Below are 14762 nucleotides of genomic sequence, written 5' to 3' on the forward strand. Positions count from 1 at the left end.
ACCCGGACCCAGACGCACCCGTCTCACCGCGTTAGTTACAGACGTTGACAAACCCTGGCAGACCCGGGAGGCTTGTGCGGTCCACCCATCGAAGGAGATGTCGTGCCCACTGCCCCCACCGTTCCCTGGCCCACCGACGGACTGTCCTTCGGCGGTGACTACAGCCCCGAGCAGTGGCCGCGGGAGGTCTGGCACGAGGACGTCCGGCTGATGCGCGAGGCCGGGGTGAACCTGGTCACGGTCGGGGTCTTCTCGTGGGCGCTGCTCGAGCGGTCCCCGGGGGTGTTCACCTTCGACTGGTTGGACGAGGTGCTCGACCTGCTCCACGAGAACGGCATCGCGGTGGACCTGGCGACCCCGACCGCGGCGCCGCCGAACTGGCTGCTCACCGCACACCCCGAGATCCTGCCGGTGGACGCCACCGAGCGCCGTGAGCGCCCGGGCGGACGCCTCGGGTGGTGCGCGGCCTCGGAGACGTTCCGGGAGCACGCCCTCCGCATCGTCGGCGCCCTCGCCGAGCGGTACGGCGAGCACCCCGCCGTCCGGCTCTGGCACGTCAGCAACGAGCTCGGCGGCGGCAACGCCCGCTGCTACTGCGAGGTCTCGGCCGCCGACTTCCGCGACTGGCTCGCCGACCGATACGGCGACGTCGACGCCGCGAACAGCGCCTGGGGCACGGCCTTCTGGGGCCACACGTACACCAGCTTCGACGAGGTGTCTCCGCCGCGCGGCGTGGGCGGCGCCCCGAACCCCGGGCTGGCGCTCGACTTCGAGCGGTACTCCTCGGACGCGCTGCTCCGGCACCTCGACGCCGAGACGGCCGTGATCGAACAGCACTCGGCGGTGCCCGTGACGACCAACTTCATGGTGGGTGCCGGCTCACAGGTCGTGGACTACGCCGAGTGGGCCCGACACGTCGCGATCCCGGCGAACGACCACTACACGCTCGTCGACGACCCGCGGCGTGAGCAGGACCTCGCCCTGGCCGGCGACCGGATGCGCGGCATGACGCGTGACCGTGGCTCGTGGCTGCTCATGGAGCACTCGACGGGCGGGCCGAGCTGGCAGCAGCGGAACCGCGCGAAGGACCCGAGCGAGCTCGTGCGGAACGCGCTCGCCCACGTCGCCCACGGCTCGGACGGGGCCCTCTTCTTCCAGTGGCGTGCCTCGACCGCCGGCGCGGAGCAGTTCCACTCCGCGATGCTCCCGCACGCGGGGACCCGCACCCGGGTCTGGCGTGAGGTCCTCGCGCTGGGGCGGGCACTCCGGGCACTCGGACCCGTGCAGGGCAGCCGCGTCGAAGCGGCCCGGGTGGCGATCGTCGTCGACGAGGCGTCCGGCTGGGCGCTGCAGTCCGGGCTGAAGCCGCACCGCGGGCTCCGGTACGCGACCGAGGTCCGCGCGTGGCACCGGGCCTTCCACGACCGCCAGGTGACCACCGACGTGGTCCCGCTCGACGCCGACCTGGACGCCTACGACGTCGTCGTCCTGCCCACCCTGCTGATCGTCGACGACGCTGCTGCGGCACGGCTCGCCGCCGTGGTCGAGCGCGGTGCCACCCTGGTCGTGACCTACCTGTCCGGGGTCGCCGACGAGACCGCCCGGATCCGCTCCGGCGGCTACCCGGGAGCGTTCCGTCAGGTCCTGGGCGCCTGGAGCGAGGAGTTCACGCCCCTGCAGGTCGGCGAGACGCGGACGCTCGACGACGGCGGGGTGGTGATCGACTGGGCCGAGTCCGTCGTCGTCGATGACGCGGAGACCGTGCTCCGGCACACCGACGGACCGCTCGCGGGCACCCCGGCGGTCACCCGCCGCCCGGTGGGCGGCGGCGCCTGGTACGTGTCGGTACGGCTGCCCGACCAGAGCATCCGACGGATCGTGGACCGCATCGTCGAGGAGCGCGGGATCGCGCGGACGGTCACCGCGCCTCCCGGCCTGGAGGCAGTGCGTCGCGTCCGCGACGACGGCTCGGCCTTCCTGTTCCTGCTGAACCACACCGACGGCGACGTCGGCCTGTCGGCCGCCGGGACCGACCTGCTCGACGGGTCCGTGCACGGACCGGAGACGGTGGTGCCCGCCGGGCGCGTCCGCGTCCTCCGCGAGGAGCGTGCATCGTGACCGTCCTGGACCACGAACCGGTGCCCGTCGACCCCGGCCGGTCGGTGCGGGAGCTGCACGTCCTGCGCGGCGGCGGGGTGTCCCTCGTGCTCGTGACGGCTGAGCAGGGACTGCCCGAGGTGCTGCACTGGGGCCGCGACGTCGGGGACCTGGACGGCCGGGACACGGAGGACCTGCTCCTCGCGCTCGGACGACCGGTCACGCCCAGCGGGTTCGACGTCCCGTGGCCGCTCACCGTGCTGCCGACCGAGCGCGACGGCTGGGAGGGGCGACCCGGGATCGCCGGCCACGTCGACGGCGAACCGCTCGTCCCGCGGTGGCGCGACGTCGAGGTGGCCTCCGGGTCGGGGACGGCACTCGTCACCGCGACGTCGGACACGCTCACGCTCGCGACCACGTTCACGCTCGACGCCGCCGGTGTGCTCCGGGTCCGGCACGCCGTGACGAACGCGGGACGCGCTGCCGTGCACCTGCAGGCGCTCGAGGCCACGCTGCCGGTGGGGGAGCGTGCCGCCGAGGTGCTCGACCTCGCCGGACGGTGGACCCGGGAGCGCACGCCGCAGCGCCGCGCCCTGACGCACGGGTCGCACGCCCGGGAGAGCCGTCGGGGCCGCACCGGGCACGACGCCGCGACGCTGCTCGTGCTCGGGACCCCCGGGTTCGCCGACGACGCCGGGGAACTCTGGGCCGTGCACCTGGCGTGGAGCGCCGACTCCGTCCACCGGTACGACGTGCTCGCCGAAGCGCGCCCGGTGCTCGGCGCGGGCGAGCTCCTCCGTCCGGGCGAGATCGTCCTCGCCGAGGGGGAGACGTTCCAGAGCCCCGACGTCGTCTTCGTCTGGAGCGGCTCCGGGCTCGACGGGCTCTCCGACCGGCTGCACGACTCGCTGCGCGCCCGGCCCGGCCACCCGGTGCGGCCCCGGCCCGTGGTGCTGAACACCTGGGAGGCGGTCTACTTCCGGCAGGAGCTCGCGCCGCTGACGGCACTCGCGGACGCCGCTGCGGACGTCGGCGTGGAGCGGTTCGTGCTGGACGACGGGTGGTTCCTCGGACGCCGGTCGGACGGGACGGCGCTCGGCGACTGGCGGGTCGACCCGACCGTGTGGCCGGACGGCCTCGGCCCGCTCGTCGACCACGTGCGCGGGCTCGGGATGGAGTTCGGGCTCTGGTTCGAACCCGAGATGGTCAGCCCGGTGTCCGAACTGGCCGCCGCGCACCCGGAGTGGATGCTGCAGCGACCCGACGACGACGTCCGGACCTGGCGCAACCAGTACGTGCTCGACATGGCGGAACCGCTCGCCCGGGCGCACGTGCTCGAGGCGATGTCGGCGGTCATCGGTGAACTGCACGTCGACTTCGTGAAGTGGGACCAGAACCGGGACGTCGTGCACGCGGTGCACGCCGGACGGGCGGGGATCGACGCGCACACCCGCGGGGTCTACACGCTGATGGACGACCTGCGGCGACGGCACCCCTGGCTGGAGATCGAGGCGTGCGCGAGCGGCGGTGCCCGGGTGGACCTCGGTGTGCTCGAACGGACCGACCGGGTCTGGGCCTCCGACTCGAACGACGCGATGGAACGCCTGCCGATCCAACGGTGGACCGAGCTCCTGCTCCCGCTCGAGCTCATCGGCTCGCACGTGGGGCCGGAGGTCGCGCACACCACGCGCCGGCACCTCGACCTCGACTTCCGGATGGCGGTGTCGCTGTTCGGGTCCGCAGGCATCGAGACGGACATCACACGCCTGCCGCCGGAGGACCTCGGCCGGCTCCGGGCGTGGACGGCGCTCTACCGGCGGGAGCGGGGGCTCCTGCACACCGGACGGCTCCGCCACCTCGACCTCGGCGACCCGGGACTCCTGGCGACCGCGGTCGTCGGGCGGGACCGGTCGCGGGCGCTGGTCCGGGTCGCGCGCACCGTCACCGGGCCGCGGTCGCTCGCCGTGCCGCTGCGGCTGCGCGGGCTCGACCGGTCGCGGCGCTACCGGGTCGCCCCGGTCGAGGGACTCACCGTGCCGCGCGGCCTCGACCCCGTGCCGCCGCCGTGGTACGGACGCGGCAGCCTGGAGCTCCCGGGGGCCGTGCTCGAGGACGTCGGCGTGCGGCTCCTCGCGCTCGCGCCCGGGACCGCCCTCGTGCTGGAGGTCCAGGCGCTCGACTGACGGCCGCGAGACTCGGTGTGGGCGACCGATCTCGGGCTCGAAGCCGCGAGATCGGTCGCCCAGCCCGAGACTCGGGGCCCGCCGCCGCCGGCGGCGGCCTACCGGCGGAGCGACCCGGCGTGCCGCAGGACGAGCGGGCTGACGAGCGCCTCGGGGTCGATGCCCGGCGCGCCCGTCACCGTGAACACCACGGACTCGCCGGCGAGCAACGACACGAGGCCGTCGTCCACCCGCGCTGCGGCGTCGACCCGGTCCGGGAACAGCGAGACGTCGCGGGCGTAGGACGTCGCCGTGACGGTCACCCGCGCACCGTCCGGTGTCGACTCGACCGACGACGACAGCGGCGACGGTGCGAACGCCTGGTCGACGACCTCGGCGTGGTCGAACACCGTCCGGGTGCCGGCACCGGTGACGACGAGCACCTCGGACCCGGCGTCGCCCGGCACGGCCAGCGCAGCCGGCAGGGTCACCCGGTCGGCGGACGCGGGCTCGGCGGCGAGCGGGAACGACGACGACTCGAGCACGGTGCCGTCGAACGCCACGCGGGACACCGTGACCTCGTCGGACACCGGCACCCCCGAGGCGTTCACGAGCACCACGTCGAGCGCACCGGTCGAGCCCGCGGTCGGGCCCGCGGTCGCCCCCGTGCCAGGCTGCACGGTGAGCAACACCGGCTGGTAGGCCTGGCGCACCGCGTACCAGACCGGCTTCCGGATGCCGGCGTGGTCGACGAGCGACCAGGACACCACGGGCCAGTCGTCGTTCAGCTGCCAGACGATCATCCCGGTGTTGTCCGGCGTCCGGGAGCGGAACCACTCCATCCCGAACCGGATCGCGTGCGCCTGGTTGAGCTGCGCGGCGAAGTGCCAGTCCTCGATCGACGCGGGTGCGGGGAGGTGTCCGCGCATCCCGTCCGCGAGCTTCCGGTTGCCCTCGTGCGCCTTCTGGTGGACGAGCATCTCGTGGCCGTCGGGGTCGAGCGGCTCGTCGTGCACCACGGCGGTGAGGGTCGACCACGCGGGCGGCCCCTGGAACCCGAACTCGGCGACGAACCGCGGCTGCCAGTCGGCGTACGCGCGGTAGTCCTTCGTGTTCCAGACGTCCCAGATGTGCACGCTGCCGTTGCGCTCGTCGTTCGGCGTCAGGTACTCGTCGAACGAGAACGGGCTGCCCGGCGTGTACGGCCGGGTCGGGTCGAGCTCGGCGACGATCGACGGCAGCAGCGACCGGTAGTACCCGTTGCCCCAGGTCCGGCCGACGAGCGACGGTCGCCAGCCCCAATCGGCGTACGCGACGAGGTTCTCGTTGTTGCCGTTCCACACCATGAGCGACGGGTGCGGGCTGAGGCGGGTGACGGCCTCGCGCACCTCCGGGCCGACCTCGTCGGCGAGCCAGGGCTCCTCGGCGTACGCGGCGCAGGCGAACGGGAAGTCCTGCCACACCAGCACCCCGAGCTCGTCGCACCGGTCGTACAGGTCGTCGGACTCGTAGACGCCCCCGCCCCAGATCCGGAGCAGGTTCACGTTCGCGTCGACCGCGTCGTCGATCCGCTCGGCGTACCGCTGCGGGGTCATCTCGGTCAGGAACGCGTGGTCCGGGATCCAGTTCGCCCCGCGGACGATCACCGGACGGTCGTTGACCCGGAGCAGGAACGGCGCGCCGCCGGCGTCGGCCGCGGTGTCCAGGGTCACGGTGCGGAAGCCGACGCGGCCGGTCCAGACGTCGTCGCCGACCGCGACGCGGACGTCGTACAGCGGCTGGTCGCCCTCGCCACGCGGCCACCAGACCGCCACGTCGGGGACCTCCAGACGCACGGTCGCCGAGCCGTCGACGACCGGTCGCGACGCGGTCCGGCCGGGAGGCACGGTGCCGGACCCGGCCGACGCTGCGGACGCGCGGTGCGGGGTCACGGTGACCCGCGCCTCCAGGCCGGCCGGGACGGCACCGCCCGTCGACGTGACGGGGGCGCTGCCGATGGCCTGCGCGAACGCGCCCGCGGAGCCGGCGTGCTCGACGTCGACGTGGGCCGTGAGGACGCCGGTGGTGCCGTCCACGTCGACGAGGGGGCGGACGGCCGCGATGCGGACGCCGCTCCAGGACTCGATGCCGATCGACTTCCAGATGCCGCTCGTCGCGACGTCGACGCCCCAGTCCCACCCGAAGTTCGACGCGTTCTTCCGGAGCGCGTTGTACGGGTGGTGGTTCACGTGGGGGAGTTCGCCGCCGTGCAGGGCGGACAGGCGTTCGGCGGCCGGGACGGGTGCGTCGAAGGTGACGACGAGCTCGTTCGTGCCCGGGCGGAGCAGGTGGCCGACGGGGAAGCGGTACGACCGGTGCTGGTTCGCGGTCGTTGCGACGACGATGCCGTTGAGCTCGATCGTGGCGAGGGTGTCGAGCCCCTCGGCGACGAGGTCGTGCCGCGCGGCGTCCGGAGCGGTCCACGTGAAGGTCCGGCGGTAGCGCCAGACGGTGTCGCCGATCCACTGCGTCGCGGCCTCGTGGTCGCCGTCGAACGGGTCGGGGATGCGGCCCGCCCGGAGCAGGTCGGTGTGCACGCAGCCGGGGACCACCGCCTCGACCGGATCGCGGTGCTGCTCGGACTCGGTCGGTCCGGTCACCGCCTCGACCGTCCACGTGCCGTCCAGGGTGGTCCGCTCCATCGCGTCTCCTCATCGTTACGGGGCCGTGATGCGACCCCTTGACCGACTTAGTTTATGCGTGTAACAATCACGCTCACAACGTGGACCTGCGACGACGCAGACCGAGAGGACAACGATGTTCAACCCAACCCGTTCACGGCTCGCCATCGGCGCGGCCGTTCTCCTCGCCGCCGGCCTCGCGCTGAGCGGCTGCAGCTCCAGCAGCACCGCCGGCACCGGCGACGCGAGCTCGACCCTCATCGCGTACACCGGACAGTCCGGCGACTACCAGATCAACTACAACCCATGGTCGCCGTCGAACATCGGCGGCGTCGGGACGATCTACGAGTCGCTGTTCTTCATCACGAACGTGAACACCAACGACCCGAAGCCCCTCCTCGGCAAGTCGTACGAGTGGAACGGCGACGGCACACAGCTGACGATCACCCTCAGCGACGGCGCCACCTGGAGCGACGGCGAGCCCTTCACCTCGAAGGACGTCGTCTTCACGCTCGACATGCTCAAGAAGCAGAAGGCCCTCAACTCCATCGGGTACGACGGCACCGCGAAGGCCGAGGGCGACTCGAAGGTCGTCGTCACGTTCGCCAAGCCGTCGTTCGTGCTCGGCCCGAACCTGCTCGGCAAGACCTGGATCGTCCCCGAGCACCTCTGGAAGGACATCGACCCGACCACCGACGTCGTGCGGAAGCCGGTCGGCACCGGGCCGTACACGCTCGGCACCTTCAAGGCGCAGGCCTTCACCCTCGTGGCGAACAAGAAGTACTGGGGCGGCGCCCCGGCCGTGAAGATGATCCGCTACCTGTCGCTCTCCGGGAACACCGCCGGTGCCGACGCCCTGTCGCAGGGGTCGATCGACTGGCAGACCGGCCCGGTGCCGAACATGGACGACATCCCCGGCCACTACCAGGGCTACGACGGCATCACCGTCGGCCAGAACCAGATGGCGCTCCTCACCTGCTCGTCGACCGCGATGGGCTGCAGCGGCCCGCAGACCGATCCGGCCGTCCGCCACGCGATCGCCGACGCCATCAACCGCAAGCAGCTCAACTCGCTCGCGTTCTCGAACACGGCGAGCGAGATCTCGCCGACCTTCGCGCTCACCACGACCCAGAAGGACACCATCTCGAAGGACGTCTCGCCGGCCGTCATGCCGAGCGGCGCGGACACCGACGCCGCTGCCTCGACCCTCGAGGGCGACGGGTGGAAGAAGGGCGCCGACGGCATCTACGCCAAGGACGGCAAGAAGCTGTCCCTGACCGTCGAGGTCGTCACCGGGTGGACCGACTACATCACCGCGATCGACACGATGACGCAGCAGCTCAAGGCCGCGGGCATCGAGCTCAAGGCGCAGCAGTCGTCCTGGAACGAGTGGACCGACAAGAAGACGAAGGGCACGTACCAGCTCGCGATCGACTCGCTCGGCCAGGGCCCGACCGCGAACCCGTACTACCTCTACAACAACTACTTCTCGACCGCGAACACCGCCAAGGTCGGCGAGGCGGCCCCGATGAACATCGCGCGGTACAGCAACCCCGAGGTCGACGCCGCGCTCGCGAAGCTCGCGACGATCAACCCGGAGGACACCGCCGCGACCCAGCCCGAACTCGACGTCATCCAGCAGCACGTCGTCGAGGACATGCCGTACATCCCGATCATGACCGGCGGCACGACGAGCGAGTTCCACGCCGCGAAGTTCACCGGCTGGCCGACGAAGGACGACCTGTACGCGTTCCCGGCGGTCTGGGCGAGCCCCGACAACGCCGAGATCTTCAAGGCGCTCAAGCCCGTCAAGGGCTGACGGCGGACTGCGACCGAGGAGCGCTCGTATGCACTACTTCCTGCGCAAGATCGGCTTCTACGTCGTGGCCCTGTGGGCGGCGTTGACGCTGAACTTCATCATCCCCAGGCTCCTGCCCGGCAACCCGGTGGACATCCTGCTCGCCAAGCTCCAACAGCGCGGCGGACAGGTGACCCCGGCGACCCGGCAGGCGTACGAGCTGCTCCTCGGTGGCAACACCTCGGAACCGATCCTCGCCCAGTACGGCCAGTACCTGGGCAACGTGTTCCGCGGCGACCTCGGGGTGTCGGTGAGCTACTTCCCGGCACCCGTCACCGAGGTCATCGGGAGTTCCCTGCCGTGGACGATCGCCCTCGTCGGCATCGCCACCGTGCTCGCCGCCGTCATCGGGGTCGCCCTCGGTGCCTTCGTCGGCTGGCGTCCGGGCACCTGGCTCGACTCGTTCGTGCCGGCCACCACCCTGCTCGCCGCGGTGCCGTACTTCTGGCTCGCGCTCATCCTCGTGTACTTCTTCGCGACCGGGATCCACCTGTTCCCGGCGCAGGGCGGCTACGACGTCACCCTGACACCCGGGTTCAACGGGGAGTTCCTGCTGTCGGCGCTCAAGTACGGAGTGCTCCCCGCTGCGACGATCGTGCTCGCCTCGCTCGGCGGGTGGCTGCTCGGCATGCGGAACATGATGGTGTCGACGCTGTCCGAGGACTACATCACCACGGCGATGGCGAAGGGCCTGCCGCACGGCAAGGTCCTCCGCAACTACGCCGCCCGCAACGCCGTGCTGCCGTCGGTCGCCGGGTTCGCGATCTCCCTCGGGTTCATCGTGTCCGGGTCCGTCGTCACCGAGCAGGTGTTCTCGTACCCGGGCATCGGGTCGAAGCTCCTGTCCGCGGTCACGAACAACGACTACGCGCTCATGCAGGGCATCTTCCTGTTCATCACCCTGGCGGTCCTCGGCGCGAACCTCGTCGTCGACCTGCTCTACGGGCTCATCGACCCGCGCACCCGGGCCCGGAGCTAGGAGGACACGACCATGACCAACATCCAGCAGGAGACCGAACCCACCATCGGGCAGCTCGCCGAGGAGGCCGACGCCGGCTCGACGCGCAGCATCGCGACCGCCCGTGCAGCCCGACCGAAGGGCGGCCTGCGCCGGTTCCTCCCCACCCTGACCCCGTGGCTCGTCACCGGCATCGTGCTCATCGTCGGCGTCGCCCTGTTCGGGCTGCTCGGCCCGTTCCTGGTCGGCGACCCGACCACCATCCGTGACTCGGGCATGCAGGCGCCGAGCGCCGACAACCTGCTCGGCACCACGCAGACCGGGCAGGACGTCCTCGCGCAGCTCGCTTACGCCACCCGCGGCAGCCTGCAGATCGGCCTGATCGTCGGGGTGCTCGCCACCGTGCTGTCCGCGTTCTTCGGCATCCTCGGCGCGTACCTCGGCGGGATCATGGACGAGGCGTTCTCGCTCTTCTCGAACGTCTTCCTCGTCATCCCGGGCCTGCCGCTCGTCATCGTCATCTCCGGGCTCGTCCCGCAGGAGGCACGCGGGCTCTGGACCATCGCCATCGTCCTCGCCATCACGTCCTGGGCCGGGTCCGCCCGCGTCCTCCGGGCGCAGACGATGTCGATCCGGAACCGCGACTACGTGTCCGCCGCCCGGGTCGCCGGCGAACGGCCCTGGCGGGTCATCGCCGTCGAGATCCTGCCGAACCTGCTGCCGGTGCTCGCGTCGCAGTTCGTGTTCGCCGTCATCGCCGCGATCCTCGGCGAAGCGGGCCTGTCGTTCCTCGGCCTCGGCGCCTCGAACTCGTCCACGCTCGGCACGATGCTCTTCTACGCGCAGAACGGGTTCGCGCTCGCCCAGGGCGCCTGGTGGTGGTTCGTCCCGCCGGGCCTGCTCATCGCACTGCTCGGCATGGGGCTCTCCCTCGTCAACTTCTCGATCGACGAGGTCATCAACCCGCGACTCGCCAACGTGCGGGCGCAGCGACGGCGCGAGCGTCGTGCGCGTCGTGCAGCCCGCCGTCCCGGCGGTCCGTCCGGCCCTGGAGGCACGGCTCGCGCCGCGCAGACCACCACCGACACGAAGGGGGTCGCCCGATGACCCGGGACGCCGTCCTCACCATCGACCACCTCGACGTCGTCTACGAGACCGAGCACCCGGTGCACGCCGTCAAGGACGTCTCGCTGACGCTCGCACCCGGCGAGATCCTCGGCCTCGCCGGGGAGTCCGGCTGCGGCAAGACCACCCTCGCCTACGCCATCACCCGGCTGCACAAGCCGCCGGCGACGGTCGCGTCCGGCAGCATCACCTTCCACGACCGGGACGGCAGCGACATCGACCTGCTCGGCCTCGGCGACGAACGGCTCCGGGCCGTCCGCTGGTCGAAGCTGTCGATGGTGTTCCAGGGGGCGATGAACGCGCTCAACCCGGTCACCACGATCCGGGCGCAGCTCGACGACGCCCTCGTCGAACACCGCCGTGGCATGCCGCGGAAGGAGCGTCGGGCGATCGCCGAGGACGCCCTCCGCCGGGTCGGGGTCGACCCCGCGCGCATCACCGCGTACCCGCACGAGCTGTCCGGCGGCATGCGGCAGCGCGTGATGATCGCGATGGCGATGCTCCTCGAACCGCAGGTCATGATCATGGACGAGCCCACCACGGCGCTCGACGTCGTCGTCCAGCGGGAGATCCTCCGCGAGATCGTCCGACTGCGGGACGAGCTCGGCTTCGCCGTCGTGTTCATCACGCACGACCTGCCCCTGCTGCTCGAGATCAGCGACCGCATCGCGATCATGCTCCGCGGCGAGGTGGTCGAGTGCGCCACCGCCGACGCGATCCAGCACGACCCGCAGCACCCCTACACCCGCCGGCTCCTGCAGTCGTTCCCGAGCCTCTCCGGGGCCCGCGGCGCGTTCATCCGTTCCGGTATCGACGAGGAGGTCGCATCGTGACCAGTGTGACCGTCAGCCACCTCGGCAAGGACTTCCACACCCGGAAGGGCCTGCGCCGCACCACCCTGCGCGCCGTCGACGACGTGTCGTTCGAGCTCCTGCCGGGCCGCACCGTCGCGCTCGTGGGCGAGTCCGGATCGGGCAAGTCCACGATCGCCCGGATGCTCGCGAAGCTCGAGACCACCACGCGCGGCTCGATCGACGTCCGGCTCGAGGACGGCACGCCCGTCGTCGGCAGCATGTACCGCCGGCACGTGCAGATGGTGTTCCAGGACCCGTTCGCCTCGCTCAACCCGTTCCACTCCATCGAGCACCACATCGCCCGACCACTGCAGCTGCACCACCGTGCCCGCGGCGCCGAGCAGACCGCCGAGCGGGTCCGGGAACTGCTCGGCCGGGTCAACCTCGACGAGGACTTCGCGTCCCGCCGCCCGCACGAGCTCTCCGGCGGCCAGCGGCAGCGCGTCGCGATCGCCCGCGCGCTGGCGCCCGGGGCGCAAGTGCTCGTCGCCGACGAACCCGTGTCGATGCTCGACGTGTCCATCCGGCTCAGCGTGCTCAACCTGATGGGCCGACTGCAGCGCGAGGACCACCTCGCCGTGCTGTACATCACGCACGACCTCGCCACCGCCCGGCACTTCTCGGACGAGATCCTGGTGCTGTACCGCGGCCGGGTCGTCGAACGCGGACCCTCGGACGACGTGATCCTCAACCCGCAGCACGACTACACCCGACTGCTCGCCGAGGCAGCCCCGGACCCGGAGCGCACCGACCGCCGGGTGACCTCCGGATCCGCGCTCGACCGGTCGACGATCGACAACACCACCTGCTACGACCACGGCGTCGGCGCGTGGGTGACGAGTTCGCCGGCTCCGGTCGGGGCACGGTGAGCGGGGAGTCCGTCGACTGGACCACGCCGGGGTTCTCGGCGCGGTTCCGCATCGCCCCGGACGGGCCGGTCGCGCTCGCGTCGTTCGTGCCGGCCGGCGGGGCGCTCGCCGAGGGGCCTTCCGACCCGCAGCCGCTCGTCGAGCTCACGACCGTCGGCCACGGCCGGTTCCCGGGCGGCTTCCGGCACGTCGACTCCACGATCGGGGCGCGGCTGCGCCACGTGTCGCACCAGGTGCACGAGGACGGGACCGACCTGTGGTTCCGGGTCCTGCAGGAGGATGCGGCCACGGGCCTCCAGGCCGAGTCGGTCTTCCGGGCGGAAGCCGGCGTCGCGGCGTTCCAGACGTGGACGGAGGTGCGCGCGCAGCGCGGCGAGCACGTCGTCGACTTCGTGTCGTCCTTCGCGACCGGCGCGTTCCTGACCGACGCAGGTGTGACCGTCGACGCGCTGTCGCTGCTGCACGCGGACAACGACTGGGCGGCGGAGAGCCGGTGGCGGACCGACCCGCTGCGGGACATCGGGCTCGCGCGCATCGACCGGGAGGCCCAGCACCACCCGCCCCGCAGCCGGGTCGTCGTGCAGAACCGCGGCTCGTGGTCGACCGGCGAGGCGCTGCCGATCGGGGTGCTGGACGCGCCGTCCGCCACGTGCGGGTACGCGCTCGTCTGGCAGGTGGAGCACAACGGGCCGTGGCTGTACGAACTGGGGGAGACCCGGCGGCACGCGTACCTGCTGCTGAGCGGGCCGACCGACCAGGAACACCAGTGGACCGCCGTCGTGGCACCCGACCGTCCGTTCGTGTCGGTGCCGGCCTCGGTCGGGATCGCGTCCTCGGTGGGCGCGGCCTTCGCGGTGCTCACGCAGCAGCGACGCGCTCGCCGTGCCCTGCGTCCGGCCGACGCCGACCTGCCGCTCGTGTTCAACGACTACATGAACACGCTCATGGGCGACCCCACCACGGAGAAGCTCCTCCCGCTGGTCGACGCGGCCGCCGACGCCGGAGCCGACCTGTTCTGCATCGACGCCGGCTGGTACGCCGAAGGGCACTGGTGGGACACCGTCGGGGCGTGGGAGCCGGCCGCGTCGCGGTTCCCGGGCGGCTTGGGCGTCGTGCTGTCGCACATCACCGAGCGGGGGATGCGGGCCGGGCTGTGGCTCGAGCCCGAGGTGATCGGGATCCACTCGCCGCTCGCGTCCTCGTTGCCGCCGTCCGCGTTCGTGCACCACCACGGCGTGCGGGTCGCGGAGCACGGACGGCACCTGCTCGACCTGCGGTCGCCCGACGCCCGGGCGCACCTGGACGCCGTCGTCGACCGGCTCGTCGGGGAGTTCGGGGTCAGCTTCTTCAAGATGGACGAGAACACGATGACCGGGCCGTGGTCGGGCTCGCTCGAGCATTCACGTGCCCTGCTGGACTGGCTCGACGCGGTGCAGGAACGGCACCCGTCGCTGCTCATCGAGAACTGCGCCTCGGGGGCGATGCGCGCCGACTTCGCGATGCTCTCGCGGCTGCACATGCAGTCCACCTCGGACCAGCAGGACCCCGTGCTGTCCGCGTCGATCGTGGCCGCCGCTCCTGCCGCGATGCTGCCCGAGCAGGCGGGGAACTGGGCGTACCCGGCGCCGTCGATGTCGGACGACCTGTTCACGGTGTCGTTGGTGAACGGGGTGCTCGGGCGGATGTACCTGTCGGGGTACCTCAACGAGATGTCGTCCGCGCAACGGGCGGTCGTCGCGTCCGCGATCGCTGCACACCGTGCGGTGCTCGACGTGGTCGACACCGCGATCCCGGTGTGGCCGCTCGGGCTGCCCGGGTGGGAGGACACCTGGGTCGCGCTGGGCCTCGCCGCGCCCGACGGCGACCTGTACCTGTCGGTGTGGGCACTGCCCGGCGCGTCGCCATCGGTGTCGTTGCCGCTGCCGGGGTTCGCCGGACGCTCGGTGTCCGTGGAGCCGCTGTTCCCGACGGCGCTCGGGCCGTGGGAGGTCACGTGGGACGCGTCCGCGGGGGTGCTGCACGTCGACAGCGGCGGCGCGACCCCGACGGCGCGGGTGCTCCGCGTCCGGTCGGAGGGGGCGGACGCGGGGACCTGAGCGGGCGTGCGCCGGATGGCAGACGGTGCGCGTCCGTGGGACGGGAGGCGCGGTGCGGGCAGGTGCCGCGCCTCCTGGCCGGT

9 protein-coding genes are annotated in these 14762 nt (G+C 72.0%); 8 read left to right on the forward strand and 1 reads right to left on the reverse strand.

What is annotated here, in order from left to right; translation table 11 throughout:
* Positions 1 to 102: 102 nt before the first annotated feature.
* Both ACRQ4B_RS08945 and ACRQ4B_RS08950 read left to right on the forward strand, forming a co-directional pair.
* Positions 103 to 2118, forward strand: a complete 2016-nt coding sequence (locus ACRQ4B_RS08945) for a beta-galactosidase (protein WP_439691084.1) — start codon at positions 103 to 105, stop codon at positions 2116 to 2118.
* Positions 2115 to 4280, forward strand: a complete 2166-nt coding sequence (locus ACRQ4B_RS08950; protein ID WP_439691085.1) for an alpha-galactosidase — start codon at positions 2115 to 2117, stop codon at positions 4278 to 4280. Before ACRQ4B_RS08945 ends, ACRQ4B_RS08950 begins: the two co-directional genes overlap by 4 nt.
* A gap of 98 nt (positions 4281 to 4378) precedes the next feature.
* Here ACRQ4B_RS08950 and ACRQ4B_RS08955 read toward each other — a convergent pair whose 3' ends face one another.
* Complete coding sequence (locus ACRQ4B_RS08955) at positions 4379 to 6940, reverse strand: glycoside hydrolase family 2 protein (protein WP_439691086.1); 2562 nt, start codon at positions 6938 to 6940, stop codon at positions 4379 to 4381.
* Between the two features lie 115 nt (positions 6941 to 7055).
* On the opposite strand from ACRQ4B_RS08955, the gene ACRQ4B_RS08960 reads away from it, so the two are divergent.
* Genes ACRQ4B_RS08960 through ACRQ4B_RS08985 form a run of 6 tightly spaced genes read left to right on the forward strand, consistent with a single transcriptional unit; the run spans position 7056 to position 14679 of the window.
* The gene (locus ACRQ4B_RS08960) at positions 7056 to 8738 is read left to right on the forward strand and encodes an ABC transporter substrate-binding protein (protein ID WP_439691087.1); all 1683 of its coding nucleotides are present in this window, start codon (positions 7056 to 7058) and stop codon (positions 8736 to 8738) included.
* 28 nt (positions 8739 to 8766) lie between these two features.
* Positions 8767 to 9756 carry an ABC transporter permease gene (locus ACRQ4B_RS08965; RefSeq protein WP_439691088.1) on the forward strand — a complete coding sequence of 330 codons (990 nt, stop codon included), beginning with the start codon at positions 8767 to 8769 and terminating at the stop codon, positions 9754 to 9756.
* A gap of 12 nt (positions 9757 to 9768) precedes the next feature.
* On the forward strand, positions 9769 to 10842 hold the full coding sequence (locus ACRQ4B_RS08970; protein ID WP_439691089.1) for an ABC transporter permease: 1074 nt from the start codon (positions 9769 to 9771) through the stop codon (positions 10840 to 10842).
* Entirely contained in the window at positions 10839 to 11693 is an 855-nt protein-coding gene (locus tag ACRQ4B_RS08975; RefSeq protein ID WP_439691090.1) for an ABC transporter ATP-binding protein, read from the forward strand. The genes ACRQ4B_RS08970 and ACRQ4B_RS08975 overlap by 4 nt, the downstream gene beginning before the upstream one ends.
* Positions 11690 to 12583, forward strand: a complete 894-nt coding sequence (locus ACRQ4B_RS08980) for an ABC transporter ATP-binding protein (RefSeq protein ID WP_439691091.1) — start codon at positions 11690 to 11692, stop codon at positions 12581 to 12583. The genes ACRQ4B_RS08975 and ACRQ4B_RS08980 overlap by 4 nt, the downstream gene beginning before the upstream one ends.
* Complete coding sequence (locus ACRQ4B_RS08985; RefSeq protein WP_439691092.1) at positions 12544 to 14679, forward strand: glycoside hydrolase family 36 protein; 2136 nt, start codon at positions 12544 to 12546, stop codon at positions 14677 to 14679. Before ACRQ4B_RS08980 ends, ACRQ4B_RS08985 begins: the two co-directional genes overlap by 40 nt.
* Positions 14680 to 14762 lie beyond the last annotated feature (83 nt).

It is taken from the genome of Curtobacterium sp. SP.BCo (assembly GCF_051903265.1).
Classification (GTDB): Bacteria; Actinomycetota; Actinomycetes; order Actinomycetales; family Microbacteriaceae; genus Curtobacterium.